Annotated in this window: 24 protein-coding genes; 10 read left to right on the plus strand and 14 right to left on the minus strand. The window is 60.5% G+C overall.

Annotated elements, in window-relative coordinates:
• Positions 1-7: 7 nt before the first annotated feature.
• From sucD to WDN02_RS06420, 6 genes are all read right to left on the minus strand, one after another.
• Entirely contained in the window at positions 8-892 is an 885-nt protein-coding gene (gene sucD, locus WDN02_RS06395) for a succinate--CoA ligase subunit alpha (RefSeq protein WP_337292699.1), read from the minus strand.
• 5 nt (positions 893-897) lie between these two features.
• A complete protein-coding gene (gene sucC / locus WDN02_RS06400; protein WP_337292700.1) occupies positions 898-2,094 on the minus strand; it encodes an ADP-forming succinate--CoA ligase subunit beta in 1,197 nt (398 codons plus the stop codon).
• A gap of 106 nt (positions 2,095-2,200) precedes the next feature.
• The gene (mdh, locus tag WDN02_RS06405; RefSeq protein WP_337292701.1) at positions 2,201-3,166 is read right to left on the minus strand and encodes a malate dehydrogenase; all 966 of its coding nucleotides are present in this window, start codon (positions 3,164-3,166) and stop codon (positions 2,201-2,203) included.
• 245 nt (positions 3,167-3,411) lie between these two features.
• Entirely contained in the window at positions 3,412-4,026 is a 615-nt protein-coding gene (locus WDN02_RS06410) for a TetR/AcrR family transcriptional regulator (RefSeq protein ID WP_337292702.1), read from the minus strand.
• A gap of 7 nt (positions 4,027-4,033) precedes the next feature.
• Positions 4,034-5,200 (minus strand): cell division protein ZapE, encoded by a 1,167-nt coding sequence (gene zapE, locus WDN02_RS06415; protein ID WP_337292703.1) that lies wholly within the window; start codon positions 5,198-5,200, stop codon positions 4,034-4,036.
• A 122-nt stretch (positions 5,201-5,322) separates the two neighbouring features.
• Positions 5,323-6,417 (minus strand): extracellular solute-binding protein, encoded by a 1,095-nt coding sequence (locus WDN02_RS06420; RefSeq protein ID WP_337292704.1) that lies wholly within the window; start codon positions 6,415-6,417, stop codon positions 5,323-5,325.
• A 72-nt stretch (positions 6,418-6,489) separates the two neighbouring features.
• Here WDN02_RS06420 and cobU point away from each other — a divergent pair, with 72 nt between their 5' ends.
• From cobU to WDN02_RS06450, 6 genes are all read left to right on the plus strand, one after another.
• The gene (gene cobU, locus WDN02_RS06425) at positions 6,490-7,035 is read left to right on the plus strand and encodes a bifunctional adenosylcobinamide kinase/adenosylcobinamide-phosphate guanylyltransferase (RefSeq protein ID WP_337292705.1); all 546 of its coding nucleotides are present in this window, start codon (positions 6,490-6,492) and stop codon (positions 7,033-7,035) included.
• A gap of 86 nt (positions 7,036-7,121) precedes the next feature.
• Complete coding sequence (gene cysD, locus WDN02_RS06430; RefSeq protein ID WP_337292706.1) at positions 7,122-8,039, plus strand: sulfate adenylyltransferase subunit CysD; 918 nt, start codon at positions 7,122-7,124, stop codon at positions 8,037-8,039.
• Entirely contained in the window at positions 8,036-9,970 is a 1,935-nt protein-coding gene (gene cysN, locus WDN02_RS06435) for a sulfate adenylyltransferase subunit CysN (protein WP_337292707.1), read from the plus strand. The genes cysD and cysN overlap by 4 nt, the downstream gene beginning before the upstream one ends.
• Positions 9,971-10,381: 411 nt before the next feature.
• The gene (locus WDN02_RS06440) at positions 10,382-10,888 is read left to right on the plus strand and encodes a YbjN domain-containing protein (protein ID WP_337294882.1); all 507 of its coding nucleotides are present in this window, start codon (positions 10,382-10,384) and stop codon (positions 10,886-10,888) included.
• Position 10,889: 1 nt separating this feature from the next.
• The gene (proC, locus tag WDN02_RS06445) at positions 10,890-11,717 is read left to right on the plus strand and encodes a pyrroline-5-carboxylate reductase (protein WP_337292708.1); all 828 of its coding nucleotides are present in this window, start codon (positions 10,890-10,892) and stop codon (positions 11,715-11,717) included.
• A 122-nt stretch (positions 11,718-11,839) separates the two neighbouring features.
• Complete coding sequence (locus tag WDN02_RS06450; RefSeq protein ID WP_337292709.1) at positions 11,840-12,544, plus strand: TetR/AcrR family transcriptional regulator; 705 nt, start codon at positions 11,840-11,842, stop codon at positions 12,542-12,544.
• Positions 12,545-12,615: 71 nt separating this feature from the next.
• On the opposite strand, the gene WDN02_RS06455 is transcribed toward WDN02_RS06450, so the two are convergent.
• From WDN02_RS06455 to WDN02_RS06465, 3 genes are read right to left on the minus strand one after another with little or no spacing between them, the layout of a single operon-like run.
• Complete coding sequence (locus WDN02_RS06455; protein WP_337292710.1) at positions 12,616-13,998, minus strand: ATP-binding protein; 1,383 nt, start codon at positions 13,996-13,998, stop codon at positions 12,616-12,618.
• The gene (locus WDN02_RS06460) at positions 13,998-14,750 is read right to left on the minus strand and encodes a response regulator transcription factor (protein WP_337292711.1); all 753 of its coding nucleotides are present in this window, start codon (positions 14,748-14,750) and stop codon (positions 13,998-14,000) included. The genes WDN02_RS06455 and WDN02_RS06460 overlap by 1 nt, the downstream gene beginning before the upstream one ends.
• On the minus strand, positions 14,747-15,310 hold the full coding sequence (locus WDN02_RS06465; RefSeq protein WP_337292712.1) for a helix-turn-helix domain-containing protein: 564 nt from the start codon (positions 15,308-15,310) through the stop codon (positions 14,747-14,749). Before WDN02_RS06465 ends, WDN02_RS06460 begins: the two co-directional genes overlap by 4 nt.
• Before the next feature lie 245 nt (positions 15,311-15,555).
• Here WDN02_RS06465 and WDN02_RS06470 point away from each other — a divergent pair, with 245 nt between their 5' ends.
• Entirely contained in the window at positions 15,556-16,443 is an 888-nt protein-coding gene (locus WDN02_RS06470) for a branched-chain amino acid aminotransferase (RefSeq protein WP_337292713.1), read from the plus strand.
• Positions 16,444-16,471: 28 nt separating this feature from the next.
• Here the strand turns inward: WDN02_RS06470 and WDN02_RS06475 are convergent, their stop codons facing one another.
• Complete coding sequence (locus WDN02_RS06475) at positions 16,472-17,173, minus strand: MgtC/SapB family protein (protein WP_337292714.1); 702 nt, start codon at positions 17,171-17,173, stop codon at positions 16,472-16,474.
• 139 nt (positions 17,174-17,312) lie between these two features.
• On the opposite strand from WDN02_RS06475, the gene WDN02_RS06480 reads away from it, so the two are divergent.
• Both WDN02_RS06480 and WDN02_RS06485 read left to right on the plus strand, forming a co-directional pair.
• A complete protein-coding gene (locus WDN02_RS06480; protein ID WP_337292715.1) occupies positions 17,313-18,884 on the plus strand; it encodes a CHAD domain-containing protein in 1,572 nt (523 codons plus the stop codon).
• Between the two features lie 101 nt (positions 18,885-18,985).
• A complete protein-coding gene (locus WDN02_RS06485; RefSeq protein ID WP_337294883.1) occupies positions 18,986-20,374 on the plus strand; it encodes a mannose-1-phosphate guanylyltransferase/mannose-6-phosphate isomerase in 1,389 nt (462 codons plus the stop codon).
• On the opposite strand, the gene WDN02_RS06490 is transcribed toward WDN02_RS06485, so the two are convergent.
• Positions 20,359-20,769, minus strand: coding sequence for a hypothetical protein (locus WDN02_RS06490; protein ID WP_337292716.1), 411 nt, complete (start codon positions 20,767-20,769; stop codon positions 20,359-20,361). The genes WDN02_RS06485 and WDN02_RS06490 overlap by 16 nt on opposite strands.
• 219 nt (positions 20,770-20,988) lie before the next feature.
• Here WDN02_RS06490 and WDN02_RS06495 point away from each other — a divergent pair, with 219 nt between their 5' ends.
• Entirely contained in the window at positions 20,989-21,681 is a 693-nt protein-coding gene (locus WDN02_RS06495; protein ID WP_337292717.1) for a L,D-transpeptidase, read from the plus strand.
• Here the strand turns inward: WDN02_RS06495 and WDN02_RS06500 are convergent.
• Genes WDN02_RS06500 through otsB form a run of 3 tightly spaced genes read right to left on the minus strand, consistent with a single transcriptional unit; the run spans position 21,668 to position 25,568 of the window.
• Positions 21,668-23,059, minus strand: coding sequence for a trehalose-6-phosphate synthase (locus WDN02_RS06500; protein WP_337292718.1), 1,392 nt, complete (start codon positions 23,057-23,059; stop codon positions 21,668-21,670). The two genes, WDN02_RS06495 and WDN02_RS06500, sit on opposite strands and share 14 nt — an antisense overlap.
• The gene (locus WDN02_RS06505) at positions 23,044-24,834 is read right to left on the minus strand and encodes a glycoside hydrolase family 15 protein (RefSeq protein ID WP_337292719.1); all 1,791 of its coding nucleotides are present in this window, start codon (positions 24,832-24,834) and stop codon (positions 23,044-23,046) included. The genes WDN02_RS06500 and WDN02_RS06505 overlap by 16 nt, the downstream gene beginning before the upstream one ends.
• Positions 24,835-24,845: 11 nt before the next feature.
• Positions 24,846-25,568, minus strand: coding sequence for a trehalose-phosphatase (otsB, locus tag WDN02_RS06510; RefSeq protein ID WP_337292720.1), 723 nt, complete (start codon positions 25,566-25,568; stop codon positions 24,846-24,848).
• Positions 25,569-25,691: the final 123 nt, after the last annotated feature.

Consider the following 25,691-nt stretch of genomic DNA (forward strand, 5'->3'; position numbering starts at 1 on the left):
CTTGAAACTATCGATTCAACACGTCCGCCAAAGTCTTGCCGAGCCGTGCCGGTGAGGGTGAAACCACAATCCCTGCCGCTTCCATGGCCGCGATTTTTTCCTCGGCCCCGCCTTTGCCGCCGGAAATGATCGCGCCCGCATGGCCCATACGCCGGCCCTTTGGGGCGGTCCGTCCGGCGATGAAGCCCACGACTGGCTTTGCGCGGCCTTTCTTGCGCTCGTCACGCAGGAATTGCGCCGCATCTTCTTCCGCGCCGCCGCCGATCTCCCCAATCATGATGATCGATTGCGTCTTATCGTCGGCAAGGAACAGCTCAAGCACGTCGATGAACTCGGTTCCCTTCACCGGGTCGCCGCCGATGCCCACAGCGGTCGTCTGGCCAAGGCCTTCGCGGCTTGTCTGGAAGACTGCCTCGTAGGTAAGCGTGCCGGAGCGCGAAACAATGCCAACGCTGCCGGGCAGAAAGATGTTGGCCGGCATGATGCCGATCTTGCTCTCGCCGGCTGTGACGACGCCGGGGCAATTGGGCCCGATCAAACGCGATTTCGAGCCACAAAGCGCCCGCTTCACCCGCACCATATCGAGCACCGGAATGCCCTCGGTGATCGCGACGATCAACGGGATTTCGGCTTCGATCGCCTCGCAGATCGCATCCGCCGCGCCGCCCGGCGGCACATAGACCACGCTGGCCTCCGCGCCGGTGGTATCGCGCGCTTCTTTCACCGTGTCGAAGACAGGCAGGTTCAGATGCGTCGTGCCGCCTTTAGCGGGCGAGACGCCCGCAACCATTTTCGTCCCATAGGCGATGGCGTGCTGCGAATGAAACGTGCCGTTGCGGCCGGTAAAGCCCTGGCACATGATTTTCGTCTCTTTGCCGATGAGGATGGACATACGCGTCAGGCCTTCCTCACAGCGGCGACGATCTTCTGCGCGGCATCGTCGAGATCGTCCGCGGCGATGACGTTCAGGCCCGACTCGGCGATGATCGCCTTGCCGAGTTCGACATTGGTGCCTTCGAGACGCACGACGAGCGGCACTTTGAGGCCGACTTCGCGCACCGCGGCGATCACGCCCTCGGCGATGACATCGCATTTCATGATGCCGCCGAAGATATTGACCAATATGCCCTCAACATGCGGGTCGGCGGTGATGATCTTGAAGGCCGCCGTCACTCTCTCGGCCGTGGCGCCGCCGCCGACATCGAGAAAATTGGCTGGCTCGGCGCCGTAAAGCTTGATGATATCCATCGTCGCCATGGCGAGGCCGGCCCCGTTGACCATGCAGCCGATCGTGCCGTCCAGCGCGACATAGGAAAGATCGTGCTTCGCCGCCTCGATCTCTTTCGGGTCTTCCTCGCTCTCGTCGCGCAGGGCGAGAATATGGGGATGGCGGAAGACGGCATTGTCATCGAAGCCGATCTTGGCATCGAGACATTTCAAGGTGCCGCTCTGGTCGAGGATCAGCGGATTGATCTCAAGCAGCGACATGTCGTTGGCGATGAAAGCGGTATAGAGCTTCTCCGCCAGACTGACGGCCTGCTTCGCGGTCTCGCCTGAAAGTTTCAGCGCCGCAGCGATGGCGCGGCCATGATGCGGCATGATTCCCGTCGCCGGATCGATGCCGAAAGTGACGATCTTTTCCGGCGTCTTGCGTGCGACGTCTTCGATCGACGTCCCGCCTTCGGTCGAAACGACGAAGGCGACTTCGCTCGTCGCGCGATCGACGAGCAGGGCCAGATAAAATTCCTTCGCGATGGCCGAGCCATCTTCGATATAGAGCCGGTTGACCTGTTTGCCGGCGGCGCCGGTTTGCACCGTCACCAAGGTCTTGCCGAGCATCTTGGTCGCTTCGGCACCAGCCTCTTGCGGCGAGCGTGCGAGACGGACGCCACCGCCGGCACCTGCGTCAGGCTCTTTGAATGTGCCTTTGCCGCGACCACCGGCGTGGATCTGCGCTTTGACGACATAGACGGGCCCCGGCAGGCTCGCCGCCGCTGTCTCGGCCTGCGCGGAGTCTGTGACTGCGACGCCCAACGAAACCGGCACGTCGAAATCCCGCAGGATCGCCTTGGCCTGATATTCGTGAATATTCATCGTAGCCACAGTTCGGCGCCGTACCCCGGCGCGCGGGATGCCTCTAAATCACGATTTAGAGCGGGATTTACGCGAAAAACCGGCGTCCACTTTTTCGCATCCCGCTCTAAGCAGCAAAGGCCGGATTGATGCCCTTGCAAGCCTCGACGAGCGTCTGCACCGAGGCGACCGATTTCTCGAACATTTTCTTTTCGTCAGCGTCGAGGCTGACCTCGACAATACGCTCGACGCCGTTCGCGCCGATCACAGCCGGCACGCCGACATAGAGGCCATCGACGCCATATTCGCCGTTGAGCTGCGCCGCACAGGCCAGCACGCGGCGTTCGTCGCGCAGATAAGATTCGGCCATCGCGATGGCGGACGCGGCCGGCGCGTAGAAGGCCGAGCCGGTCTTCAACAGCGCGACAATCTCGCCGCCGCCTTTACGGGTGCGCTCGACGATTGCATCGAGACGCGCCTGCGTCGTCCAGCCAGCCTTGACGAGATCGGGCAGGGGAATGCCGGCGACTGTCGAGTAACGCAGCGAGGGGACCATATCGTCGCCGTGGCCGCCCAGCACGAAGGCGCTTACGTCCTTGATCGCGACATTGAATTCTTCGGCCAGGAAATGCCGGAAGCGCGAGGAATCGAGAACGCCCGCCATGCCGACGACCATGTTGGCCGGCAGGCCGGTCTTTTTCTGGAGCGCCCAGACCATGGCGTCGAGCGGGTTGGTGATGCAGATCACGAAGGCCGTCGGCGCGTGATTCAGGATACCGTCGCCGACAGATTCCATGACTTTGAGATTGATGCTGAGAAGATCGTCGCGGCTCATGCCCGGTTTGCGCGGCACGCCGGCGGTGACGATCACAACATCGGCGCCGGCAATCGCGCCGTAATCATTCGTACCGGAGAGATGGGCGGAGAAGCCCTGCTCGGCGGCGGCCTGATTGAGGTCGAGGGCTTTGCCCTGCGGAATACCCTCGGCAATATCGAAAAGAACGACATCGCCCAATTCTTTGAGTGCGGCGATGTGGGCGAGCGTTCCGCCAATCTGCCCTGCACCGACCAATGCGATCTTCCGGCGAGCCATTTTGCTTCCCTGACTTCGGCACTGCGGCGAACCGCGACAGTTCGCGTAACGCGGGTTCTCGCCAATCTCGGTGGCAAAAGCAAGTCAGCCACGTCTTGGCTTTTCGGCTAAGCCTCACGTTTGCGGCGAAATTGTGCGCCCATGGCGATAATAGCCAATATTCAACCTATTAGCCTAAGAAATCCCACGCAAATGCCTCGAAAACAGGCTCTAACAAATTACAAAAAATGTCATCTGTAATGCAATTATAGACCGCCGCTTGCCAATATCCGGCCTATCGCCCGAAGAAGGCGGCTGGCCCTTTTTTCAAGGACGGAACGCGAGATATCGACGTCACGACGCACTGCAACAGGCGACAAAAAACGGTACATCGCGTCCAGAACAAAATGAATCGCCGCGGCTTGATCCTCGATCACGTAAGCGCCACTGGCGCCGCCCTCTTCGAGGATGCGATGCAGCGCCTGGGCGATGCGCTGCTGATGCCGACGCGCGATGTCCGAGTGCATCTCCGTCGCTCTGTAAAAGAGATCGAAAATCTTCGGGTCGGTTGCCAGCTTGTCATTGTAGGCGCGGTGAATCGCAAACAGAAGCCGCTCAAGCTTGTCGTAGACAGGGTCTGGCGCGTCAGCGATCACGCGCAGTCCGGCTTCGAGCGGCGCCAGCCAGGCCGTGGTGACGGCTTCGAGCAATGCGGCCTTGGAGCGAAAATAGCGGTAGACATTGGCGTGCGACATGCTCGCCGCGTCGGCAATCTCGGTAATTGTCAGACGTGCCGCGCCGTGACGGCGAACGTGTTCGGTTGCAAGTTCGAGGAGGCGCAGATCGGTCGATGGTTTTGCCGGAAGACTGCGCAGCGCCATATCCGCCTCAGGTTTCAGCCAGACCGCTCTGCGTCGCCGGACCAAATCTGCCATGCGGCAAAGCCAGATAAGCAGCCGAGCGCATTTCAGTTAGCCGCGAAACAGTTCGGGCGAATTCGAAAGCTTCGCGGCCGGCCCTGGCAAGATAGAGTTCCTGCGGTTCGGCAGCGGCCGAGACAATCAGTTTCACGCGCTGATCGTAAAGCGCATCGATTAGCAGAATGAAGCGTTTGGCTTCATTCACTTGAGCATTATCCAGGACCGGAATGTCATCGATGATAATCGTGTGAAAATTTTCGGCGATGGCGAGGAAATCGCGCGCCCCGAGCGCGGCGACGCAGAGGTCGGCGAAGTGGAATCGTGCGACGCGGTTCTTCGCCTGCGGCACGCGCAGACTGCGCCCCAGAAAGTCAAGATTTTTACCGCTCGCCTTTTCGACGCCGGTGAGAGCCGCGAACGCTCGCGTCAATGCCGCGTGTGCCTTGTAGTCGGCGGGGACGTGGTAGACCGGTTCGCCCTTGAGCTTTTCAAGCCGGAAGTCGGTGCGTGAATCAAGCCGCATCACCGACATATGCGCATCCAATATGTCGAGGAACGGCAAAAACAACGCGCGGTTCAAGCCGTCTTTATAAAGGTCCTCCGGCGGGACATTCGACGTTGCGACAACGATGACGCCGGCTTGCAAAAGCGCCTTGAACAGGCGCGCCAGGATCATCGCATCGGCGATATCTGTGACGGTGAATTCATCGAGGCACAGCAGCCATGTCTCGCGTGCCAGCGCTTCCGCAACGGGCGCGATCGGATCGTCGCCTTTCGCGCGGCCGTCCTTGATCTGCTGGCGGACCGCAAAGATGCGAGCATGTACGTCGGCCATGAAGGCGTGGAAGTGCGTCCGCCGTTTATGGCTGAGTTCCGTCTCCTCGAAAAACATGTCCATGAGCGCGGTTTTGCCGCGCCCGACCGAGCCCCAGATATAAATGCCGAAAAGCGGCGCCGCTTTTTGACGCGCGCCAACAAGCCAGCCGAGCGCGGCGCTTTTGCGCGTCGGCCGGTAAAAGGCGAGTTGCGTCGAAAGGGCCTGCAATTGTTCCAGCACTTGCTCTTGCGCCGGATCACGCTCGAATTCGCCGCGTTTCACGCGCTCCGAATAACGCTCAAGGAGAATGTTCGGCACGCGGACTCCGGACGATGTTCATGCGTCGATTTTGGGTTCAGTGCAGCCATTGTGCAAACTATGCGGCTGCGGTGAAGTGTGATTTTGCGACGCGGCCAAACCACCCGTATTTCTTGACGTGCTTATTTCGCTGCCTTGATCAGCGACCAGACACGCGTGATGTAGCGTTCGACCATCGGGTCCGGGTTGGTGAGAGCGTAGAGCCGGGACATCGTATCGTCGTCGGGATAGATCGCTTTGTTGTTGGCGAAGTCATGCGGGAGCAGGGCTTTCGCCGCAAGAATGCCGCTGGCAAAGCCCGTTGCCTCGCTGTTGCGCGCAGCAATTTCGGGCCGCATGAGATAATCGAGGAAGACATAGGCGGCGGCAAGATGCGGCGCATTCCTGGGGATCGCCAGATTGTCGAGGCCCAGCACGCTGCCTTCCTTGGGCGTCGCGTCGCCAAGTTCGGTGCCGTTGTCCGCTTCCTCGGCCCCGCGGCGCGCTTGCGACGCATCGCCGGACCAGCCGACTGCGAGGCAAATGTCGCCGTTGCCCAGTGCGCTCACATAATCGGTCGATGTGAAGCGGGTGATGTTGCGATGAAGGCCTGCGAGAAGGTCGGCGGCGCGGTGCAGGTCGTTAAAGTTTCGCGTTGCCGGATTTCGCTTCAGATAGATCAGCGCGAGCGCGAACATCGTGTGCGGGTCGTCCAGAACATCGACGCCGCAATCGGCGAATTTCGCCAGATTATCCGGTTGAAAGACGATATCCCAGGAGTCCGGCGCCACATCACCCAGGCGCTCTTTTGCCTTGTCGGCATCATAGGCGATGCCCGCCGTGTACCACATGTAATTGACGGCATATCGATTGCCCGGATCGTCGCGGGCGAGCTGGGCCATAATCTGCGGCCAAAGATTTTTGGCATTTGGCAAGCGGCTCATGTCGAGCTGTTGTAAAAGCCCGTCGCGGATCAGGCTGTGGAGCGACGTCGCGGACGGCATGACGACATCGTATTGTCCGTTGCCGTTCGCGAGTTGGCTTTCAAGCGCCGTCTCTGAATCGAATGTGTCGTAGACAATTTTGATGCCTGTTTCCTTGGTGAAATCCTCAAGCACATGGGAATCGACATAATCGGCCCAACCGAGAATATTGACCTGGCTTTCGGCGCAGGCCGGTTTCGCACCAGCCAGTGCTGCAAACAGCAAGATCGTAAAAACAAGGCGGCGGGGTTTCATTCGCTTGGTGTCGCGGCGCCGGGCGGCCTTTGTCAAGCCTCGGGCAGGGACGGGTTGAATGAGATGGATTGAATGACAGGTGAAATTCGTTCCTTGCTCGTGCTTGGGGGCGCCCGCAGCGGCAAGAGCCGCTACGCGCAGACATTGGTCGAGAAATCGGGCAAGACGCGTGTCTTCATCGCGACGGCCCAACCTGGCGATGGTGAAATGGCAGCGCGAATTGCCACGCATAAGGACGAGCGCGGTGCGGACTGGCGCACGATCGAGGCGCCATTGCTGCTGGACGCGGCCTTGCGCCAGGCGGCCGCGCCGGACACGATCGTGCTCGTCGATTGCCTGACGCTGTGGCTTTCGAATCTTATGTTCGCGAGCTGCGATGTGGCATCGGAGAGCCTTCGCCTCACCGAGACGATACGCTCGCTTCCGGGGCCGGCAATTTTCGTTTCCAATGAGGTTGGCACCGGGATCGTGCCGGATAACCGTCTGGCGCGGGAATTTCGCGACGCGCAGGGGCGGCTCAACCAGATCGCTGCCGCGGCATGTGACATGGTGGTGCTCGTTGCCGCAGGCCTGCCGCTGACCCTCAAGCCCGGCCCACATAATGCACCAAAGTTGTAGACTAAAAAGGGCTCGCAAATCGACGTTGCGCCCCCTACGTGAGGGGCTTATGAGCAATCCAAATTGTAGAATTTGGTATATAACTTATGCTGACTGTAAATATAGCTTTGACGCCGCATCTGCGCCGCCTCGAGGCCGAATCCATCTTCATCATGCGCGAGGTCGTCGCGGAATTCGCCAAGCCGGTCATGCTCTATTCGATCGGCAAGGATTCCGGCGTCATGCTTCATCTGGCGCAGAAGGCGTTTTATCCGGGCAAGCTGCCGTTTCCCTTGCTTCACGTCGATACGACCTGGAAGTTCAAGGAAATGATCGCCTTTCGCGATGTGACGGCGAAACGACTCGGCGTCGAACTCATCATTCACACCAATCAAGACGGTTTGCGGCGGGGCATTTCGCCCGTCGCCTCGGGCTCGGCTTTGCATACGCAGGTCATGAAGACCGAAGCGTTGCGTCAGGCGCTCGATAAGTACGGGTTTGACGCGGCCTTTGGCGGGGCACGGCGCGACGAAGAGAAGAGCCGCGCCAAGGAGCGCATCTTTTCGCATCGCTCGGAAACCCACGCATGGGACCCGCGCAATCAGCGTCCGGAGCTTTGGCGTCTGTTCAATACACGCATCAAGCCCGGTGAATCGATGCGGGTGTTCCCGCTGTCGAATTGGACCGAGCGCGATGTCTGGGATTACACGGCGGCGGAATCGATTCCGGTCGTGCCGCTTTATTTTGCCAAAGAGCGTCCGGTCGTTGACCGCGATGGCACACTGATCATGGTCGATGACGAGCGCCTGCCGCTGCGGGCCGGCGAATCGCCGCGGCTGGAGCGCGTCCGCTTCCGCACCTTGGGCTGTTATCCGCTTTCCGGCGCCATCCGGTCTGACGCCGAGACGCTCGATGGCATCCTCGCCGAAATGCGCAGCGCCAACACGTCGGAGCGTCAGGGCCGGCTGATCGATCACGATGAGTCCGGATCGATGGAAAAGAAAAAGCGCGAGGGTTATTTTTGATGGACCAACTCGCCGAAATCAGCGTCCTGCCGGTCGTCGAAACGGAGAATGCGGGAGCCAATCTGCCGACGCTACGGTTCCTCACCTGCGGCTCGGTTGACGATGGGAAATCGACGCTCATCGGCCGCCTGCTTTACGATCAGCAACTCATCCTCGACGATCAGCTCGCGGCGCTTGATCGCGATTCGAAGAAGCATGGTACCGTCGGCAAGGACATCGATTTCGCGCTGCTTGTTGACGGGCTTGAGGCCGAGCGCGAGCAGGGCATCACGATCGATGTGGCCTATCGTGCGTTCTCGACGCCGCGCCGTTCGTTCATCGTCGCCGATACGCCCGGCCACGAACAATATACGCGCAACATGGCGACCGGCGCCTCCAATTGCGATCTCGCCATCCTGCTTGTTGATTCGCGCAAGGGCCTGCTGGCCCAGACACATCGCCACGCGACCATCGTTTCATTGCTCGGCATTCGCCATGTGGTGCTGGCGGTGAACAAGATCGATCTCGTCGATTACGATCAGGCGGTCTTCAACAAGATCGTCGCCGATTTCGAAGTGTTCTCCACCAAGCTCAATTTCGCGACGATCCAGCCGATTCCGATTTCGGCGCGGTTCGGCGAGAATGTAACGGAGAAGAGCGAGAAGACGCAATGGTATGATGGCCTGACGCTGCTCGACTATCTCGAAACGGTCGAGGTCGATGAAGATCTGAGTGGCCTGCCGTTCCGCATGCCGGTGCAGGCCGTTGCCCGGCCGCACCTCGACTTTCGCGGCTTTTGCGGGACCATCGTATCCGGCACAGTGAGCGTGGGCGACCCGGTAACGGTCGCAGTTTCAGGGCGTGAATCGCATGTCGCCCGTATTGTCACTGCTGACGGCGATCTTGAAAGCGCCGGAGCGGGGGATGCCGTCACCCTGACGCTCACCGACGAAATCGACGTAAGTCGCGGCGATATTTTCGTGCCGCCGCAGGCAAGACCGGAGGTTGCCGACCAGTTCGCCGCCTCACTCATCTGGATGAACGACGAGGCCCTGTTGCCCGGCCGTTCGTATCTCATGAAGATCGGCACGCGCACGGTGCCGGTTTCGGTGACCGCGATCAAATATCGGCTCGATGTGACAAGTCTCAGCGAGATGCCGGCCAAATCGCTGGCGCTCAATGAAGTCGGGTTCTGCAACCTTGCCACGACAACGCCGATCGCCTTCGATCCCTATAAGGAAAATCATGGCACCGGCGCTTTCATCCTGATCGACCGCTATACCAATGCGACGGTTGCGGCGGGTCTCGTCGCGCATGGTCTCCGCCGCGCCACCAACGTCCATCTTCAGGATTTGACGATCACGCGCGAAGCCCGCGCGCGGCTTAAGCATCAGCGCCCGGCGGTGTTGTGGTTCACCGGCCTTTCCGGTTCGGGCAAATCGACCATCGCCAATCTGCTGGAGAGCCAGCTTCATGCTCGTGGCGTCCATACGGTTCTGCTCGATGGCGACAATATCCGCCACGGTCTCAACAAGGACCTGGGCTTCACCGAGGCCGACCGAGTCGAAAACATTCGCCGCATCGGTGAAGTCGCCAAGCTGATGACCGACGCGGGGCTCATTGTGCTTTGCGCTTTCATCTCACCCTTCGCTGCCGACCGGCAGATGGTGCGCGACGCATTGAAGGCGGACGAGTTTGTCGAAATCTTCGTCGATACGCCGCTTGAAGAATGTATCAAGCGTGATCCGAAAGGTCTCTACAAGAAGGCGCTCGCTGGCGAGATCAAGAATTTCACGGGCGTCGATCAAGCTTATGAGCCACCGGAAAAGGCCGAGCTCGTACTCGGCCACGACGGGGATTCGCCGGCGCAATCGGTCGCGCGTGTCATCGGCTGGCTGGTGGAGCGCCGCCATATCGAGCGGTTCGACGACTCGGGCGATTGGTCGATCTGAGTCGCCGTGACGTACCGTTGCTTATCCACCGTTTTCGCGGCGCTTCGCGCATAAGCTTCGGGCAAGCCTTGCGCTTTGCCTTGCCGGCCATGCGCGGCAAGGCGCCCTCTTCGACGCTCAGGCGAATCGCCGGGCCTTTGCTGACGCGGCCGCAGCGCGCAAGACCGCAGGATAATTTTGTCCGCGTTATCCCCGTCGTCACCATGTTGCAGAATCACCTGACGATGTGATTCAGTTTCAGGGTTCGCGATATGAGTCGCCGCGCGGTCGGGCCCTGACGATGGAAATTGCCGCGCCTAGAGCCTTGGAGCGAAGTGTAGTGTGTCGCCGTTGCGTGAGCCGTCTCGGGAAATCTCCCTTGGCAGTGAAATTTTGATCGCGGCGCCAGCCGCGACGTCCCAGGGCAAAGGCATGTCGCTCTCGCAGACTGAAATCACCCAGACTGAATCCGAAAATCCCGTCGACCAGATCGAAAGGATCGCCACCCAAAATCAATGGGCCTATGAGCGCGAGGACGAAGACGAAATCTCTATTTGCGTCACCGGCACCTGGACGGACTATAACATCGCCTTCACTTGGCTTACGGATATTGAGGCGGTGCATATCGCCTGCGCCTTCGATCTCAAAATTCCGCAAGCGCGCCGCGCCGACGCGCTGTCGTTGATCGCGCTCGTTAACGAACAGCTCTGGATCGGCCATTTCGACATCTGGCCTCAGGATGGGGTCGTCATGTTCCGGCACTCCATTCTGCTGACTGGCGGCGCTGTGCTCAATGCCAGCCAATGCGAAGCCGCCATGAGCAATGCGGTGACCGCATGCGAACGTTATTATCAAGCCTTCCAATTCGTGGTGTGGGCCGGTAAGAGCGGCCGTGAGGCGCTCGAAACCGCCCTGCTCGAAACCAAAGGCGAAGCCTGAAATGACCTTTTCTGGCGGGGAGGATTTCCCCGCCTCGCTGCTGCTCGTGGGCGCCGGCCGTATGGGCGGTGCTTTGCTGAAGGGCTGGCTCAATCTCGGGCTCGATCCGGCCCGTGTGCATGTCCTCGATCCGGCGCTGTCGGCGGAAATGCAGGCGTTTTGTGCCGCGCGCGGCGTAAAGCTTGGCGCGCCGCCTGCGCCGCCCGAAGTCCTCGTTCTCGCGATCAAGCCGCAGACGTTCGAAGGCGCCGCGCCGGCCCTGGCGGCCTTGATCGGACATGAAACGCTTATTGTCTCGATCCTCGCCGGAAAGACGCTGGTGGGAACGACCGCTTATTTGCCCGGCGCGCGCGCAGTGGTCCGCGCCATGCCCAATCTCCCGGCAGCGATCGGCGCGGGCATCACCGGCGTGGTCGCCAATGCCGCCGTCACGAGCCAGCAGAAGGCGACGGCTCAGGCGCTCCTCGAAGCCGGCGGCGCCGTCGTCTGGTTGGACGATGAAAGCTCGATTGATGCCGTGACCGCAATTTCGGGATCGGGACCGGCCTATGTCTTTTATCTGGCCGAATGCCTGACGAAGGCCGGCGTCGCGCAGGGACTTAATCCGGACGTCGCCGCGCGACTGGCGCGCGCGACGATCGAGGGTGCAGGCGCCCTGCTGGCGGCGACGCCTGAAGCGTCACCGGCAAAATTGCGTACCGATGTGACCTCGCCCGGGGGCACCACTGAAGCGGCTCTCACGGAGTTGATGGGCGGCGACGCCTTGGCCGATCTCATCGGCCGCGCCGTGGCCGCGGCCCTCCGACGCGCGGGGCAATTGTCCGGCTAAGGCAACCCGTCGGCATCGCCGAGCGTTTGCCTTAGCTTTCCATTGCTGTGCCGTTCAAGGTCTGGCTTGACTGGCCGGCGGCACAGCCTAGTTTCCATCCGTCCCTAGCGCAGGAGGTCAGCGTGACCGAGGCCGATATCAGCCAGAAATCCGCAGCCACGTCCCCGCGTGACTCCATTGTCGAGGCTCTGCTCGAACTTGCCGGTGAGCGGCATTGGGAAGACATCCCGCTGAGCGACATTGCCATGCGCGCCAATGTTTCGTTGTCGGCATTCCGCGATGCGTTTCCATCGAAGGGCGCGGTGCTCGCGGCCTTCATGCGCAAGATCGATAAGGCGGTGCTCGACGACGTCCCGGCACCTGAGCCAGATCAGTCCCCCAAGGATCGGCTCTTTGAGGTGCTGCTGCGCCGTCTCGAGGTTTTGAAACCCTACCGGCCGGGACTTGAGAGCATCAGCGAATGGAGCGTGCGCGATCCGTTCGCAGCCGCGGCGCTGAACAAGGAATCGATGAATTCCATGCGCTTCATGCTCGAGGCGGCCGGCATAGATTCGGAAGGCCCTGTTGGCGTGGTCAAGCTGCAAGGCCTCGCCTTGGCGTGGCGACGCGTGCTGGCGACCTGGTTCACGGACGACAGCCCCGACCTCGCGCCGACGAAGGCCGTACTTGAGCGCGAGCTCGCGCGCGGCAGCGCCGTTCTTGCTCGCGTCGAAGACATGGGCCGTCTGGCCTCGCCGCTGTTCTCGATCGCGCGCTCGTTTCTTGACCGCCGCCGTGGCGGTCTTCATGAGGCCAGCAAAGAAGACACGCCAACGACGTTTAACTAGAGCGCATTGGACCGAAAAGTGCGCAGCGGTTTTCGGGCCAATCCGATGCGATGAGAGAGATGGGTGCGTCGCTAAACCGGCACGCGGACCGTCGCGCGCAGGCCGCCGAGGGGACTTTCGCCAAGCGTGATGTCGCCGCCATGCGAGCGCGCGATATCTCGGGCGATGGCGAGGCCGAGCCCCGTGCCGCCCTGATCCTGATTACGTGAGGCGTCGAGCCGGTAGAACGGGCGGAAGACGTCTTCGCGCTGATCCGCGGGGATGCCTGGACCATTGTCATCGACATTGACGGTGAGAAACCGCTGATCGCGCTGGCCGTCGATCCGGATTTTCTTTGCATGTACCAAAGCATTGCCGACGAGATTGGCGAGGCAGCGTTTGAAGGCCGCCGGGCGCACCATCACGATGGGATCGCCGTGGTAGGAGGAGCTGACTTCGGCGCCATGGCGCTCGGCCTCGCTGCGGAGCCCCGCCAGAAAATCATTCATATTGGTGCGCGCCGCCGCTTCGCCGGAATCGCCGCGTGCGAAGGCGAGATAGGCCTCCAGCATCCGCTGCATTTCCTCGACGTCTTTCTGCATATCACCGGTTTCGGGCGTATCGCCGATCAGGGCCAGCGAGAGTCTGAACCGCGTGAGAATGGTGCGGAGATCGTGACTGACGCCGGTCAGCATCGCGGTCCGCTGCTCGATGTTGCGCTCGATGCGGCGTTTCATTTCGATGAAGGCATAACCGGCACGGCGGATTTCGCGCGCGCCACGTGGCCGGAATTCGGCTTCGCGCCCCATGCCGAACGCTTCGGCCGCCGTCATCAGCCGCACGATCGGCGTGATCTGATTGCGCAGGAAAGCGATGGCGACGACGATCAGCACAAGCGACGTGCCAAGCATCCAGAGCAGGAAGATGTACGAGTTCGAGGCATAGGCGGCGCTGCGATAGGCAACGACACGCAGGATCGAATTATCGAGAAGAATACGAATCTCGATGAGATTGGAGCGCCCGACTGTGTCGAGCCAGAAGGGACGACCGATCTGACGCTGGATCTCGTTCGACAGCGCGCCGTCAACGATCGAGAAAAACGGCTTCGAAAGAGGCGGCGGCAAGGGCCCCTTCGGCATGAACTCGATATCGATATTCATGCGCTCCTGAGCGATCCGCGTCAGCGTGTCGTAATTCTTGTCCTGCGGGTAGGAATTGTGGACGTCGATCACCGCGGCAATGTCCTGAACCAGCGCGGTCGAAAGCTGCCGGGTCACGAGCTGCCAGTGCCGCTCCAGAAAGACATAGGTCACCACGGTCTGCAGAATCAGCATCGGCAAAATGACGATGAGCAGCGAACGTGCGTAGAGGCCTTTCGGCATCAGCGATTTGAGCCGCTGTGCAACGCTGCGCCAGAGGGCGCGCGGCTTGGCGAGAGAGCCCTGTAGTGATGGGCTGGCGGACGTCTGGTTCATCAGCGATCGATAAGGAGGCGATAGCCGGCGCCGCGCACGGTCTGCAGATACAGCGGATTGGCTGGGTCGCGTTCGATTTTGTGGCGGAGGCGATTGACTTGAACGTCCACGGTGCGCTCGTTTCCGGCGGCGCCGGGGCCGGCGAGCAATTCGCGGCTGACGGTTTCACCCGGTTTCGCGGCGAGCAGCCGCAGCATGTCGCGCTCGCGCTCGGTCAGCCGGATGACTTCCTCGCCGCGCCGGAGGTCGCCCCGGTGCAGGTCGAACGTGAAGCCGCCGAAATACACATGCGTGATTTGCGTCGGGGGCGCCGGCGGCTGCGCTCGCCGCAGGATCGAGCCGATGCGCAAAAGCAGTTCGCGCGGCTCGAAGGGCTTGGCGAGAAAATCGTCGATCCCGTTTTCAAAACCTGCGATCCGGTCGTCGGTTTCGGCTTTCGCCGTCAGCATGAGGATCGGCACGCGACCGCGGTCGGATGTATCGGTGCGCAGCCGCGCCGCGAAATCGAATCCGTTTTCCCCCGGCATCATCACGTCGAGAACGATGAGGTCGAATGACAGATTCTTGAGCGCAGCATTCGCTTCCTCGGCATTGCCGGCCAGCGTGACGCGATAGCCCTCGCGGCTCAGATAGCGTTGCAGCAGGTCGCGAATGCGCCGGTCGTCGTCAACGATCAGCAGGTGCGCGGCGTCGTCGGCCGGGATCGTCGGCGCGCCGGATTCGGCTTCGCGTTCGATCTCGGATTCGGTCATAGCTCACGGCCAAGCGATTTGAGCCGGGTGCCCGAAGCCACCAGCGTCGCGACTTTCTCCTGTTCGCGCGGGTCGATCATGGCGAGCAGGAAGGCGATGGCGTCGGGCCGGGCGTTTTTCTGCAAATGTCCGAAGACGCGCCGGAACCGCTGAGTTTGAAGCTTCGCAATGCTCAGCGCGAGATTGACGCCCGTCTTGGTGGGAAAGAGCTGGCGTTGCCGCCGGTCGATGGCGCCGGCGCGCACCTCGACATAGCCCTCGTCACGCAATTCCTTGAGGACGCGATTGAGGCTCTGCTTGGTGATCTTCAGAATGTCGAGCAGTTCGGCGATGGTGAGGCCGGGGCGGCGGCTGACAAAATGCAGGACGCGGTGATGCGCGCGGCCAAAACCGTAGTTTTCAAGCAACCGGTCGGCGTCACTGACAAAATCCCGATAGGCGAAGAACAGGAGTTCGATCAGATCGAACATCGGCTCCGCTTCCGCTTGTGCCGCGGGCGTCAGGCGCGCCGCAACCGGCAGGCTGGGTTCGGCGTTTTTTCTCCGCGTCAAAGATTCCATCAGCCGAATTCCCGAATTGCATGGTCCAGGTAGAATTTCATGGCCCATAGCACGCTGGCGCCGCGCCGTCAGGCCCCGGACGGTCCGGGCATTAAGTCAGTGATGTTGACATATTCCAAGAGGATTGATAGCCGTCAAGATGCCGTTTCCGCTCGCCAAAGGCATGTAAACTTTTTGCGCGACGGGCTGATCAGAGTCAGAATGTGCCGCGGGCGAGCTCGGCCCGCGCGAAAGGAGATAGCGTCATGTCCGTTTTGCCGTTCGACCAGCGTGAGGGTTTCATCTGGATGAATGGCGTTCTGGTTCCATGGCGCGACGCGAAGCTGCATGTTCTGTCGCACGGCCTGCATTATGCCTCCTCTGTGTTTGAAGGCGAACGCGCCTATGATGGGCGGATTTTCAAATCGACGGAGCATTCGGAGCGGTTCAAACGCTCTGCCAATGTGCTCGATTTTGAAATTCCCTATTCCGTCGCCGAGTTGAACGCGGCCAAGCAGCTCGTCGTCGATAAGAATGGCCTCACGGATTGTTACGTGCGCCCGGTTGCCTGGCGCGGTAGCGAGATGATGGCGGTTGCGGCACAGAATTCGACGATCAATACGGCAATCGCCGTCTGGGCGTGGCCGAGCATGTTCAACGTCGAAGAGAAGATGAAGGGCATCCGCCTCGATATCGCCGAATATCGCCGCCCCGATCCGCAGACGGCGCCGACCGCCGCCAAGGCCGCGGGCCTTTATATGATCTGCACGATTTCGAAACATCGCGCTGAGCGGCGCGGCTATGCCGATGCCATGATGCTCGACTGGCAGGGACGCGTCGCCGAATGTACCGGCGCCAATATTTTCTTCGCCGCCGGCGGCGCGCTGCATACGCCGATCGCCGATTGCTTCCTCGACGGTATCACCCGGCGCACGGTCATCGACCTTGCCCGGCGCCGCGGCATCGAGGTGATCGAGCGGCGGATCATGCCGGAAGAACTTGCCAATTTCGACGAATGCTTCGTCACGGGCACGGGGGCAGAGGTCACGCCCGTCTCCGAAATCGGTCCCTATAAGTTCGTGCCGGCCGCGCTCTCACGCGCATTCGTCGAAGATTATTCGAACGAAGTGCGGCCGAAGCAGCAGGCGGCGTAACCTCGGTGCAGTTGAAGAACGCGACCCGCTAATTGTGCGGCTCGATCGTCATCTCGAACGTTGCAACATCGAACGTCTCATTGATGCGCTTGATGAGTTCGAGGGGTGGCCCGAGCGCTTCGGCGCGTTTGCCTAAAATCTCGAACCAGAGTTTGGTTTCATGCCCGCTCTGGCTTTGGCGCTGAAGCGACGCATGATAACCGAGCGGCGCCAGTACTTGGTTCAGCCGGTCAGAAAGCCCATCCTGCGTTGTGGCGCGGATGACGAGAATGGCGCGTTGCTCGCGCGGAATTCGCGCGTCGAACCAGCGCAAGGTCGAGAGCGTCAAAACGGTGAGGATTGTTCCGGCAATCCCGAGGTAGATTTGGCCGCCGCCGAAGCAAAGGCCGATCACGGTCATCACCCATAATGTCGCCGCGGTGGTTACGCCGGTGACGAGATCGCCTCGGCGCAAAATCGTGCCGCCGCCGATGAAACCCACGCCTGTCAATATGCCAAGCGGGAGACGCATCAAATCCATGTCGCCGAAGGAGGCTGCTGTCTTGCCGGAAACGGACAGCAGAATATTGGCCTGGATCATCGCGAGAGCCGCCGCCAGCGCGACAAGGATCGTGGTGCGCAAGCCGGCGACATGGCCGCGCACCCCACGGTCTATGCCGACGGCTGCGGCGGCAATCAGCGTCAGCGCGAGGCGTAGCGCAATATCTTGCCACGTCGGATAAAGAGGCATTTGCACGCGTGAAGCATTCGTTGCAGAAAGAACTTGTTGCAGATCATAAGACAAGCTCCCGTCTTTGAATATCGTTAGATTGCTGGGGTAAATCCGCATGGGGCGATGCACGTCGCGCAGAGCGTCTGAAGATGTGATCATGGCCAATAGATTCGAAAGAAGTTTGGCCTTTTCTCTCGAACCCGGCGATTGCGAAAAGTTGATTGCGCAGCTGGGCATCGCGGGCGCGCGATGGACCGCGGAGACGAAGGTGCTGTCGCTCTATCTCGACACGCCGGAGAGCGCGATCGGCAAGTTCGGCTTTGCCTATGGCATCCGCCGCCGGGGCGATGCGACGTTGAACGACACGCAACAGGCGCTTGATCGCTTTATGCGTGGGTTGCCCGGGGAAAAGGGATGGACGACATTCCGGCATGCGATGTCTGCCGCGGCGCCACCCGATGCGCGAAAATTGCAAAGCCTCCTGCGTGCTGCGAGCACGAAGCAGCAGCTTGAAGTCGCATTCCAGAGCGAGACCAAACGCAGCTTTTGGTCTCTCCCGGTTGCTGGTGGTCACGCCGGCGTGGTGTTGGAACAGGGCGCTCTTGCTGGCGTGGGCAGCAAACGGCTCGCGCGTCTGACTGTGACCTATGCCGCCGCTTTTGCGGCACCCCTATTCGCCTTCCTCGCTGCGGCGGCTAAGGTCGTCCCGCTGTGGATGACTGGCGAATCCCTTGCGCTCGAAGCATATCGGCAGCTTGGCCGGCTTGACGTTCCGCTGCCCGGCGCAATCACCCCGCGGCTGACATTCGATATGTCCGCAGCGACGGCATTTCAGACCATCGCGCATGCGACAATCGATCACTTTCTTCTAGCGCAGGCGCGCGTGCGTTTTTTGGGCGACAAAGAAGGTGTGCATCAGGGCCGCGTCGCCCTGCGCCGATTTTCTGCGGCATGGCGTCTATTTTTGCCGCTCGTTGCGGGCGAAGATGCGGATGTCTTGAAAGAAGACTTGCAGCGCCTCAAAAGTCCGCTACGCGCCGCCCGTGACCTCGACGTGCTTTTAAGCAATCTTACCAAATATTCGGCCGAAAACCCTTCACTGCCGGTGCTTCCCGTCCGCAAGCTTCTCGAAGCGCGACGGGAAAAAGCCTATGCGGCGCTTGTTGCGGCACTCAAAGCACCAGACACTGAAGCGTTGCTGCTGCGTCTCCTTGCTTGGGTGGATGCCGGCGAATGGACGCGCGAGGCGGTGCGCACAAAAGACCGCGACGAGTTGATTGGCGCCTTCGTTCAGCGCAAGTTCAGTAAGCTTATCCAAAAATTCGCGCGGCGCTCCGACGAGCTGGAGGAAGCGAGTTCCAAAGAGCGCCATCGCACGCGGATACATGCAAAAAATCTACGCTATGACGTGGAATTTCTCGACAATCTCGTGCGGATCGCGGGTCGGAAGGGACTTCGCAAAAACCAGCGTGCTTTTGTTGGTGCGCTCAAACGCATACAGAGTTTCCTTGGCGACGAAAACGATGTGTTGATGGCGCATTCCTATTTTGTAGGTCTTGGTCGGGACGAAGATACATTGGCGGCGGATGAAGCCGCTCAGGCCGCAGGCGCCGCCATTGCCGCCCATGTGCGCGCGAGCGGCAAACGGAAATTTCATAAAATCGTCGCAAAAGCGCGGCGGGACCTTTTTGAGGTAAAGCCATTTTGGTTTGATCTGGCAAGGCATTAGCCTATTCATGCAATCCGGCCTCGGGCGAATTCACTGCGCGGCAAGGCCTAAGTTGAGATTTTAACTTTCGGAACAACGACTTGAAAATTCTCCCGATCATCATGTGCGGCGGCTCCGGCACCCGGGTTTGGCCGGAATCACGCGAAAGCCTGCCAAAGCAATTCATTTCGCTGTTTGGCGCGCGTTCGACCTTTCAACTGGCCCTGGAGAACATCGACGATCCGTTGTTCGAGCCGCCAATTGTGATTTCGAATCAGGATTACCGCTTCCTCGTGTCTGAGCAGGTGAAGGAAACCGGCCGCGCCGCGCGCGTGGTGCTGGAGCCGATCCGGCGGGATTCGGCGCCGGCCGTCGCGGTCGGGACAGAACTCGCGGTCGAAATCGCGCCGGAAACGATCGTTGCGATCTTTGCCGCGGATCACGTCATCAAGGACCGCGCCGCGTTCATCGCGTCTTGCCGCTCCGCAGCCGAGGCAGCGTCAGCAGGTTATATCGTGACGCTCGGCATCAAGCCCGCGGGGCCCGCGACCGGCTATGGCTACATCAAGACCGGCAAGCCCGTCATGGATGATGGCTCGGTTCTGCAGGTCGAGGCTTTCGTTGAAAAGCCCGATGCCGAGACCGCCGCCCGGTATTGCGCCGAAGGTTATCTTTGGAATGCTGGCAATTTCATCTTTCGCGCCGACGTCATGCAGGCAGAATTACGCCAGCACGCGCCGCTCGTCCTTGATGCGGCGGCGGAAGCTCTGGGCAAAGCGCGCAAGGATCTCGAATTCCTGCTTCTCGACAAGGAGGCGTTCTCGCGCGCACCGAAAATCTCGATCGATTATGCAGTGATGGAACATACCGACAAGGCCGCCGTCGTGCCGGCGGATATCGGCTGGTCCGATGTCGGCACCTGGGCGGCGGTCGATGAATTATCGCCGCATGACAGCGACGGCAATTCGGTGCGTGGCCATGGCATCGTGATGCACGCCAAGAACGTGCATATCCGTTCCGACGATCATCTCACGACGGTGGTCGGCGTCGATAATGTCATCGTTGTTACGACGCAGGACGCCGTGCTGGTGCTCGACCGCGCGCATGGCGACAAGGTCAAGCAACTCGTCGATAGGCTCAAAGCCGAGAATCGGCGCGAAGCTTTGGAGCATAAACGCTCCTATCGGCCGTGGGGCTATTATCAATCGATCGACAATGGCCCGCGTTATCAGGTCAAGCGCATCGTGGTGAAGCCCGGCGCGCAATTGTCATTGCAGAAACATTTTCACCGCGCCGAACATTGGATCGTCGTGCGCGGCACGGCCGAGGTCACGCGTAACAGCGAGACCCTCCAGGTTCATGAAAACGAGTCGATCTTCCTGCCGATCGGCGCCGTTCACCGGCTCGCCAATCCGGGCAAGATCGATCTCGAATTGATCGAAGTGCAGACCGGCTCATATCTTGGCGAAGACGATATCGTGCGGCTTGAGGACGTCTATAATCGCGTGTGAGCGACGTCCTCGGCACTGCCGGGTGTCTCGAAATGTTCAGAGACGCTCTCTGCCGGTTGCACGTGCCAATGCTCCCACCAGATCGTCGCAAGCAGGCCGAAGGCGACGCCGCATAGCGCGCCGAGCGAACTCATGACGAAATCGCCGTAGCGCCCGAAATGGCCCGGAATCAGAAGCTGGATGATTTCAAGAGTACCAGAATAGATGCTGAGCCAGGCGGCGATTTCGATGCCTGCTGCCGGCCGCGGGAAACGAATTGTGAGGATCAGGGCCGCCAGAAAATAAGTGACGAAACGCTCAGTCAGGATCGAATGGCTGGCATACGGACGCCACTCGCTGGGGGTCAGCGAGAGTACGGCGATCAGCAAGATCGCGAGCCAGGGGGCAAGTCGCATGAATCGCTTCACTTGAGACTTTTAGCACCCGAGCGCCCGCGGGCCAATGAAGAACCGCGAATTTGCTGAAAGAACCCGCTGTCAATTTAACAATGCTTTTACTTTGATGAGAGGGCATTAACATTATCGATTCCCTAACCACGCCGCGCGGATTTGAGCCGTAAAAGCGCGTTTCGCATTATAACAAAGGCATCGTCAGCTTTCTGGTTGTGGATTTCGATGTCGAAGCAGCCTGCGTCCTTGCGGTTTTCGTCCGCCTTTCTTGGCGTCTGTTTGCTGGCTTCGCCAGCGATCGCCCAAACTTACAACAACCCTCAGACACAACAGGTCGCAAGCGCCGCGCCGACCGGACGCTATGGCGGCGGTTTCTTCGAATTTGTCATGTCCGGCGGCCGCGCCGCTACCTACAATCAACCGGCTCCCGCCTATTACGCCAGTGCAACACCGGCCGAGCCTCAGCGCACAATGGACCCGATGTTCATGCGGCAGGAGGTGGCCTATGCCGGCTCCGAACGCTCCGGAACGATCGTGATCGACACGGCGCATAGGTTTCTCTTTCTCGTCGAGAAGGATGGCAAGGCTCTGCGCTATGGAGTCGGCGTCGGCCGTGAGGGTTTCGCGTGGTCGGGCACTGAGCGCATTTCGCGCAAGGCCGAATGGCCGGATTGGACGCCGCCGGTGGAAATGCTGAAGCGGCGCCCGGACCTGCCGATGCACATGGCGGGCGGGATCGGCAATCCGCTCGGCGCGCGCGCCCTATATCTTGGCGGCTCGCTCTATCGAATTCACGGAACCAACGAGCCTTACTCGATTGGCACGAGTGTTTCGTCCGGCTGCATCCGGATGATGAACGACGATGTGATCGACCTTTATGGCCGCGTCGGCATCGGCACCAAAGTCATTGTGATGTGAACGAATGGCCGTTGGTGCCGCCCGCCAACGCATTGAGAAAATCGCGGCAATAGCTGACAGCGGTCGTCTGGCAGATTTTCTCGAAAAGCTTCTCGTGCCGGTCCTTGCGTTCATCGAGCGGCATGACAAGCGCTTCATGCATGGCCTCGGTGATTTCTTCCGGATCGTAAGGATTGATGATGATCGCCTCGGTCATTTCTTCCGCGGCGCCGGCAAATTGCGAAAGTACCAGAACGCCGGGATTTTCAGGGTCCTGCGCGGCCACATATTCCTTGGCGACGAGATTCATGCCATCGCGTAATGGCGTGACGAGCCCGACCCGAGCCTGACGGTGGAACCCGGCGAGGCTCGCGCGTGCGACAGCACGCGTCATATAGCGCAAGGGTTGCCAATCGAAATCCGCATAACGGCCGTTGATGTCGCCCGACAAGCGGTCGAGTTCGCGCTTCAGGCGCTGATATTCGGCGACGTCCTCGCGCGAACGGGCGGCGATCTGAAGGTACGTTACATGCATTCGATGCTCGGGGTAACGATCGAGCAGATAGCCAAAAGCTTCAAACCGGTTTGGCAGTCCCTTGGAATAATCAAGGCGGTCGACGCCGATCATGAAAGCGTGGCCCTCCATACTGTCGAAGAGCCGGAGCGCGACGCGACTTTGCTCCGCCTTTTTCGCCTGGCGCGCGAAGCCACGTGAATCAATGCCGATGGGGATCGCATCGACGATGACGGGACGCCCTTCATACCAGATCGGTTCGCCCGATTGCCGCGCAATGTTGAGGAAGCTCAGCAGGCAATCCTCGAAATCGTGCAAATGCTGGCGCGCCTGGAAGGCGACGACATCATAGGTCAGCATCATCCGCAGAAGCTTTTCAGCCGGAGGCACGATCGCGAAGACACTGGCCGGCACGAACGGCACATGCAGGAAGAAGCCGATCCGGTTCTTGACCCCCAGCGCCCGCAAAGCTTCGGCGAGTGGGATCAGATGATAATCATGCACCCAGATAAGATCGTCCGGCTGCAGCAATTCGGCGAGCGCCTTGGCATAAGTCCGGTTGACGGCAAGGTAACCGGCGAAATCCTCGCGGTCGAATTCGAGCAATCCCGTCTGGAAATGAAGCAAAGGCCAGAGCACCGAATTGGCGAAGCCGACATAAAATTGTCGGTAGTCGTCTTCCGACAGATCGAGAGTCGCGAAGTCGAGTTTGCCGGTATTGTGGATTTTCGCCGAGGTTGCGGTTTGCGCCGCGATCTCGCCGCTCCAGCCGAGCCAGAGCGCGCCTTGCTTGAAAACATCCTTCAAAGCGACGGTGAGGCCGCCAGCCTTCGCGCCTTTCGACGGCAAGGGCACGCGATTCGAGACGATTACGACGCGCGCCATAAAGCTTCCTCCCAGCTGCGCGAAAGCCGCGCCGCCGAATGAATGAGTCCCACATGTGAGTAGGCTTGTGGGAAATTGCCCCAGAGCGTCCGCGTTCCCGCCATCACGTCCTCGGAGAGAAGACCGGCGCCGTTGCGGACGGCTAAAACATTGTTGAAGATCTCCCGCGCCTGATCGCGCCGGCCGGCCAAGGCCAGTGCATCGACGTACCAGAAAGTGCAGACGAGAAATGCCGTTTCCGGATGGCCGAAGTCGTCCGCCTCGTCATAGCGCATCACGAAACCGTCGCGCACGAGTCGCTGTCCGATGACATCGAGCGTTTTCACAACGCGCGGATCATTTGCCGGCAGAAGCCCAACCTCCGCCAGGAGCAGGCAGGTGGCATCGACGAACGGCGCATCGAGCACGCCGGAAATCCAGCCCTCCGGCATTGTCGCGCGATTCAAAATCTCCGCGCGCAGCTTGGTTGCGAGTGCTTCCCATTCCTGGGCCTCGGCGGATTCGCCGACGCGCTCGGCGATGAGGGCCAGACGATGCAGCGCCGCCCAGCACATGGCCGCCGAATACGTATGGATGCTTGCCCGTCCGCGATATTCCCACGGCCCGGCATCGGGCGTAAGCGCACAGCGCGCCGCGAGCCGGCCGACGCCGCGCAATTGCTGATAAAGCGTCGCCAGGCCTTTATAGGTCAGCCGCGCATCCCAGAAAATTTGCGCGGCGGTGAGAATGATTGAGCCGTAGGCGTCGTTCTGGATTTGCGAGACAGCGGCATTGCCGATGCGCACCGGTCCCATGCCCTGATAGCCGGCCAGCGCCGACGCCAGCCGCTCCTCGGAGCTTGTCGAGGTCGAGATCGGATAGAGCGGCGCAATCGCAACATCATCGGCGCGAAGAACCGCGTCGATGATGAAACGGATGAAATTTTCCATCGTCCGTGTCGCGCCGAGCCGATTCAAGGCGCCCACAGTGAAGAAGGCGTCGCGCAGCCAGCAGAAACGATAATCCCAATTGCGCGCCGTGTGCGGCGCCTCGGGAATGGAGGTTGTCAAAGCGGCGACGATGGCGCCGGTATCTTCGCAGCTACAGAGCTTCAGCGTGATCGCCGAGCGGATGACCTCGTTCTGCCATTCGAACGGAATGGAGAGACCGCGGACCCAGGCCTGCCAATCCTCAATCGTCGCGGCGAGAAAACTTTGTGCCAGTGTGTCGGGTGCTTCCGGCACGGATTCGTCAGGGCCGATGAAAAGATTGACCGGCTTGTCGAGCGCGAATTCGGCTTCTTCTAAAAGATACGCGATCGCCATGTCAGTGGTCACGCGCAAGGTCATCTGGCCGCCGGTATAGCGCACATGATTGCTTCCAAAACTGATGGTCGGTCTGGTCGCGCCATAATTGAAATGCGGGCGGATGCGGACCTTAAGCCGTACGCGTTTGGTTAGCGGCTCGATGCGGCGGACGAGCATGGGTGGCCGGAAGCTGCGGCCGAAACGCGGTGCGCGCGGTGCGAAGTCGACAATGCGAACCTGGCCACCGTTTTTGTCGGTAATGATCGTCTCGAGCACAGCCGTGTTGCGGATATAGCGCTGCGTGGTTTCGACGGTGTCGCAGACGACGACATCCATAAAGCCCTGCTGCGGGTCCTCGCCATTGATGAGCGCCGAAAAGACCGGATCGCCGTCGAGACGCGGAAAGCAGAACCACACGTGCCGGGCGTTGCGGTCGATAAGGCTTGCGATGGCGCAATTGCCGATAGCCGCGAGATCAAGCGTAGCCATGACCGGGCGCCTCAGAGGTCGGCAACGCGTTTCAGCCAGTCGCGCACATTCTGCGGCTGGCCGTCGAATCGTGTTGCGACATGGAGGCCAAGGCCGCCATGCGCCCGAGCGGCTTCGAATCCGTCCTCGTCGGTTACATCGTCGCCGACAAAGACCGGGAAACGGCCTTTGAAAGGCGGCATAGACATCAGACGCTCAACAGGGCGCGCCTTATTTATCGCGCGCGGACGAATTTCCACCGCCATCTTGGCCTCGATCAATTCGAAATCTCGCGGATTGCGTGCGACAAGTTCCTGCGCAAGTCGCATTACATCGCCTTCGCGCTCTGGCGCGTTGCGAAAATGCGCGACGACATTATGCGGTTTCACTTCCGTCGCCACGCCCGGAAATACCTTCTGCAAGTCGATAAAGGCCTGGGTCCAGCTTATGGGAACAGGCTGACCCATTCCTTCTTCGGTGCCGTCCGGCAAGCGGACCACAACGCCATGTTCGCTGCCGCCCGCTAACCGCAAAGGACTCAGAAGGCGGTCGATATCGGCCAAGGCCCGGCCACTGACAATCGCGACGGCGCCGTTCAGCGCACGCGCGGCACCCTGCAGGTCGCTGATAAGGTCGCGAGGGACGATGACAGAGGTGGGAGTCGCCGCGATATCGAGCAGGGTTCCGTCTAGGTCGAGAAACAGCGCCCAATTCCGTGCCGGTGTTGGCGGCGCGGAAGGTCTGTTATCCCGCAAAAGACTCTCCATAAATCACGCCCCCGGCTGACGGTGCTCATTGGCTATCCGGCCGCGACCCTGGCGGGCCATCATGAGTTGCCGGTATGAGCGATCCGCGCGCCAATGCATAACGCACCCGCA

The organism is Methylovirgula sp. (assembly GCF_037200945.1).
Taxonomy (GTDB): Bacteria; Pseudomonadota; Alphaproteobacteria; order Rhizobiales; family Beijerinckiaceae; genus Methylovirgula.

What these genes read in the sequence shown, in the direction of transcription:
- WDN02_RS06485 (WP_337294883.1), top strand. Translation starts at nt 18,986, where the DNA reads ATGTGCGGCGGCTCCGGCACCCGGGTTTGGCCGGAATCACGCGAAAGC.
- WDN02_RS06420 (WP_337292704.1), bottom strand. Translation starts at nt 6,417, where the DNA reads ATGAAACCCCGCCGCCTTGTTTTTACGATCTTGCTGTTTGCAGCACTG.
- proC (WP_337292708.1), top strand. Translation starts at nt 10,890, where the DNA reads ATGACCTTTTCTGGCGGGGAGGATTTCCCCGCCTCGCTGCTGCTCGTG.
- cobU (WP_337292705.1), top strand. Translation starts at nt 6,490, where the DNA reads ATGACAGGTGAAATTCGTTCCTTGCTCGTGCTTGGGGGCGCCCGCAGC.
- WDN02_RS06490 (WP_337292716.1), bottom strand. Translation starts at nt 20,769, where the DNA reads ATGCGACTTGCCCCCTGGCTCGCGATCTTGCTGATCGCCGTACTCTCG.
- WDN02_RS06440 (WP_337294882.1), top strand. Translation starts at nt 10,382, where the DNA reads ATGTCGCTCTCGCAGACTGAAATCACCCAGACTGAATCCGAAAATCCC.
- WDN02_RS06475 (WP_337292714.1), bottom strand. Translation starts at nt 17,173, where the DNA reads ATGCCTCTTTATCCGACGTGGCAAGATATTGCGCTACGCCTCGCGCTG.
- WDN02_RS06480 (WP_337292715.1), top strand. Translation starts at nt 17,313, where the DNA reads ATGGCCAATAGATTCGAAAGAAGTTTGGCCTTTTCTCTCGAACCCGGC.
- WDN02_RS06465 (WP_337292712.1), bottom strand. Translation starts at nt 15,310, where the DNA reads ATGGAATCTTTGACGCGGAGAAAAAACGCCGAACCCAGCCTGCCGGTT.
- WDN02_RS06410 (WP_337292702.1), bottom strand. Translation starts at nt 4,026, where the DNA reads ATGGCGCTGCGCAGTCTTCCGGCAAAACCATCGACCGATCTGCGCCTC.
- mdh (WP_337292701.1), bottom strand. Translation starts at nt 3,166, where the DNA reads ATGGCTCGCCGGAAGATCGCATTGGTCGGTGCAGGGCAGATTGGCGGA.
- WDN02_RS06455 (WP_337292710.1), bottom strand. Translation starts at nt 13,998, where the DNA reads ATGAACCAGACGTCCGCCAGCCCATCACTACAGGGCTCTCTCGCCAAG.
- sucC (WP_337292700.1), bottom strand. Translation starts at nt 2,094, where the DNA reads ATGAATATTCACGAATATCAGGCCAAGGCGATCCTGCGGGATTTCGAC.
- WDN02_RS06470 (WP_337292713.1), top strand. Translation starts at nt 15,556, where the DNA reads ATGTCCGTTTTGCCGTTCGACCAGCGTGAGGGTTTCATCTGGATGAAT.
- WDN02_RS06460 (WP_337292711.1), bottom strand. Translation starts at nt 14,750, where the DNA reads ATGACCGAATCCGAGATCGAACGCGAAGCCGAATCCGGCGCGCCGACG.
- WDN02_RS06505 (WP_337292719.1), bottom strand. Translation starts at nt 24,834, where the DNA reads ATGGCTACGCTTGATCTCGCGGCTATCGGCAATTGCGCCATCGCAAGC.
- cysD (WP_337292706.1), top strand. Translation starts at nt 7,122, where the DNA reads ATGCTGACTGTAAATATAGCTTTGACGCCGCATCTGCGCCGCCTCGAG.
- WDN02_RS06500 (WP_337292718.1), bottom strand. Translation starts at nt 23,059, where the DNA reads ATGGCGCGCGTCGTAATCGTCTCGAATCGCGTGCCCTTGCCGTCGAAA.
- sucD (WP_337292699.1), bottom strand. Translation starts at nt 892, where the DNA reads ATGTCCATCCTCATCGGCAAAGAGACGAAAATCATGTGCCAGGGCTTT.
- WDN02_RS06495 (WP_337292717.1), top strand. Translation starts at nt 20,989, where the DNA reads ATGTCGAAGCAGCCTGCGTCCTTGCGGTTTTCGTCCGCCTTTCTTGGC.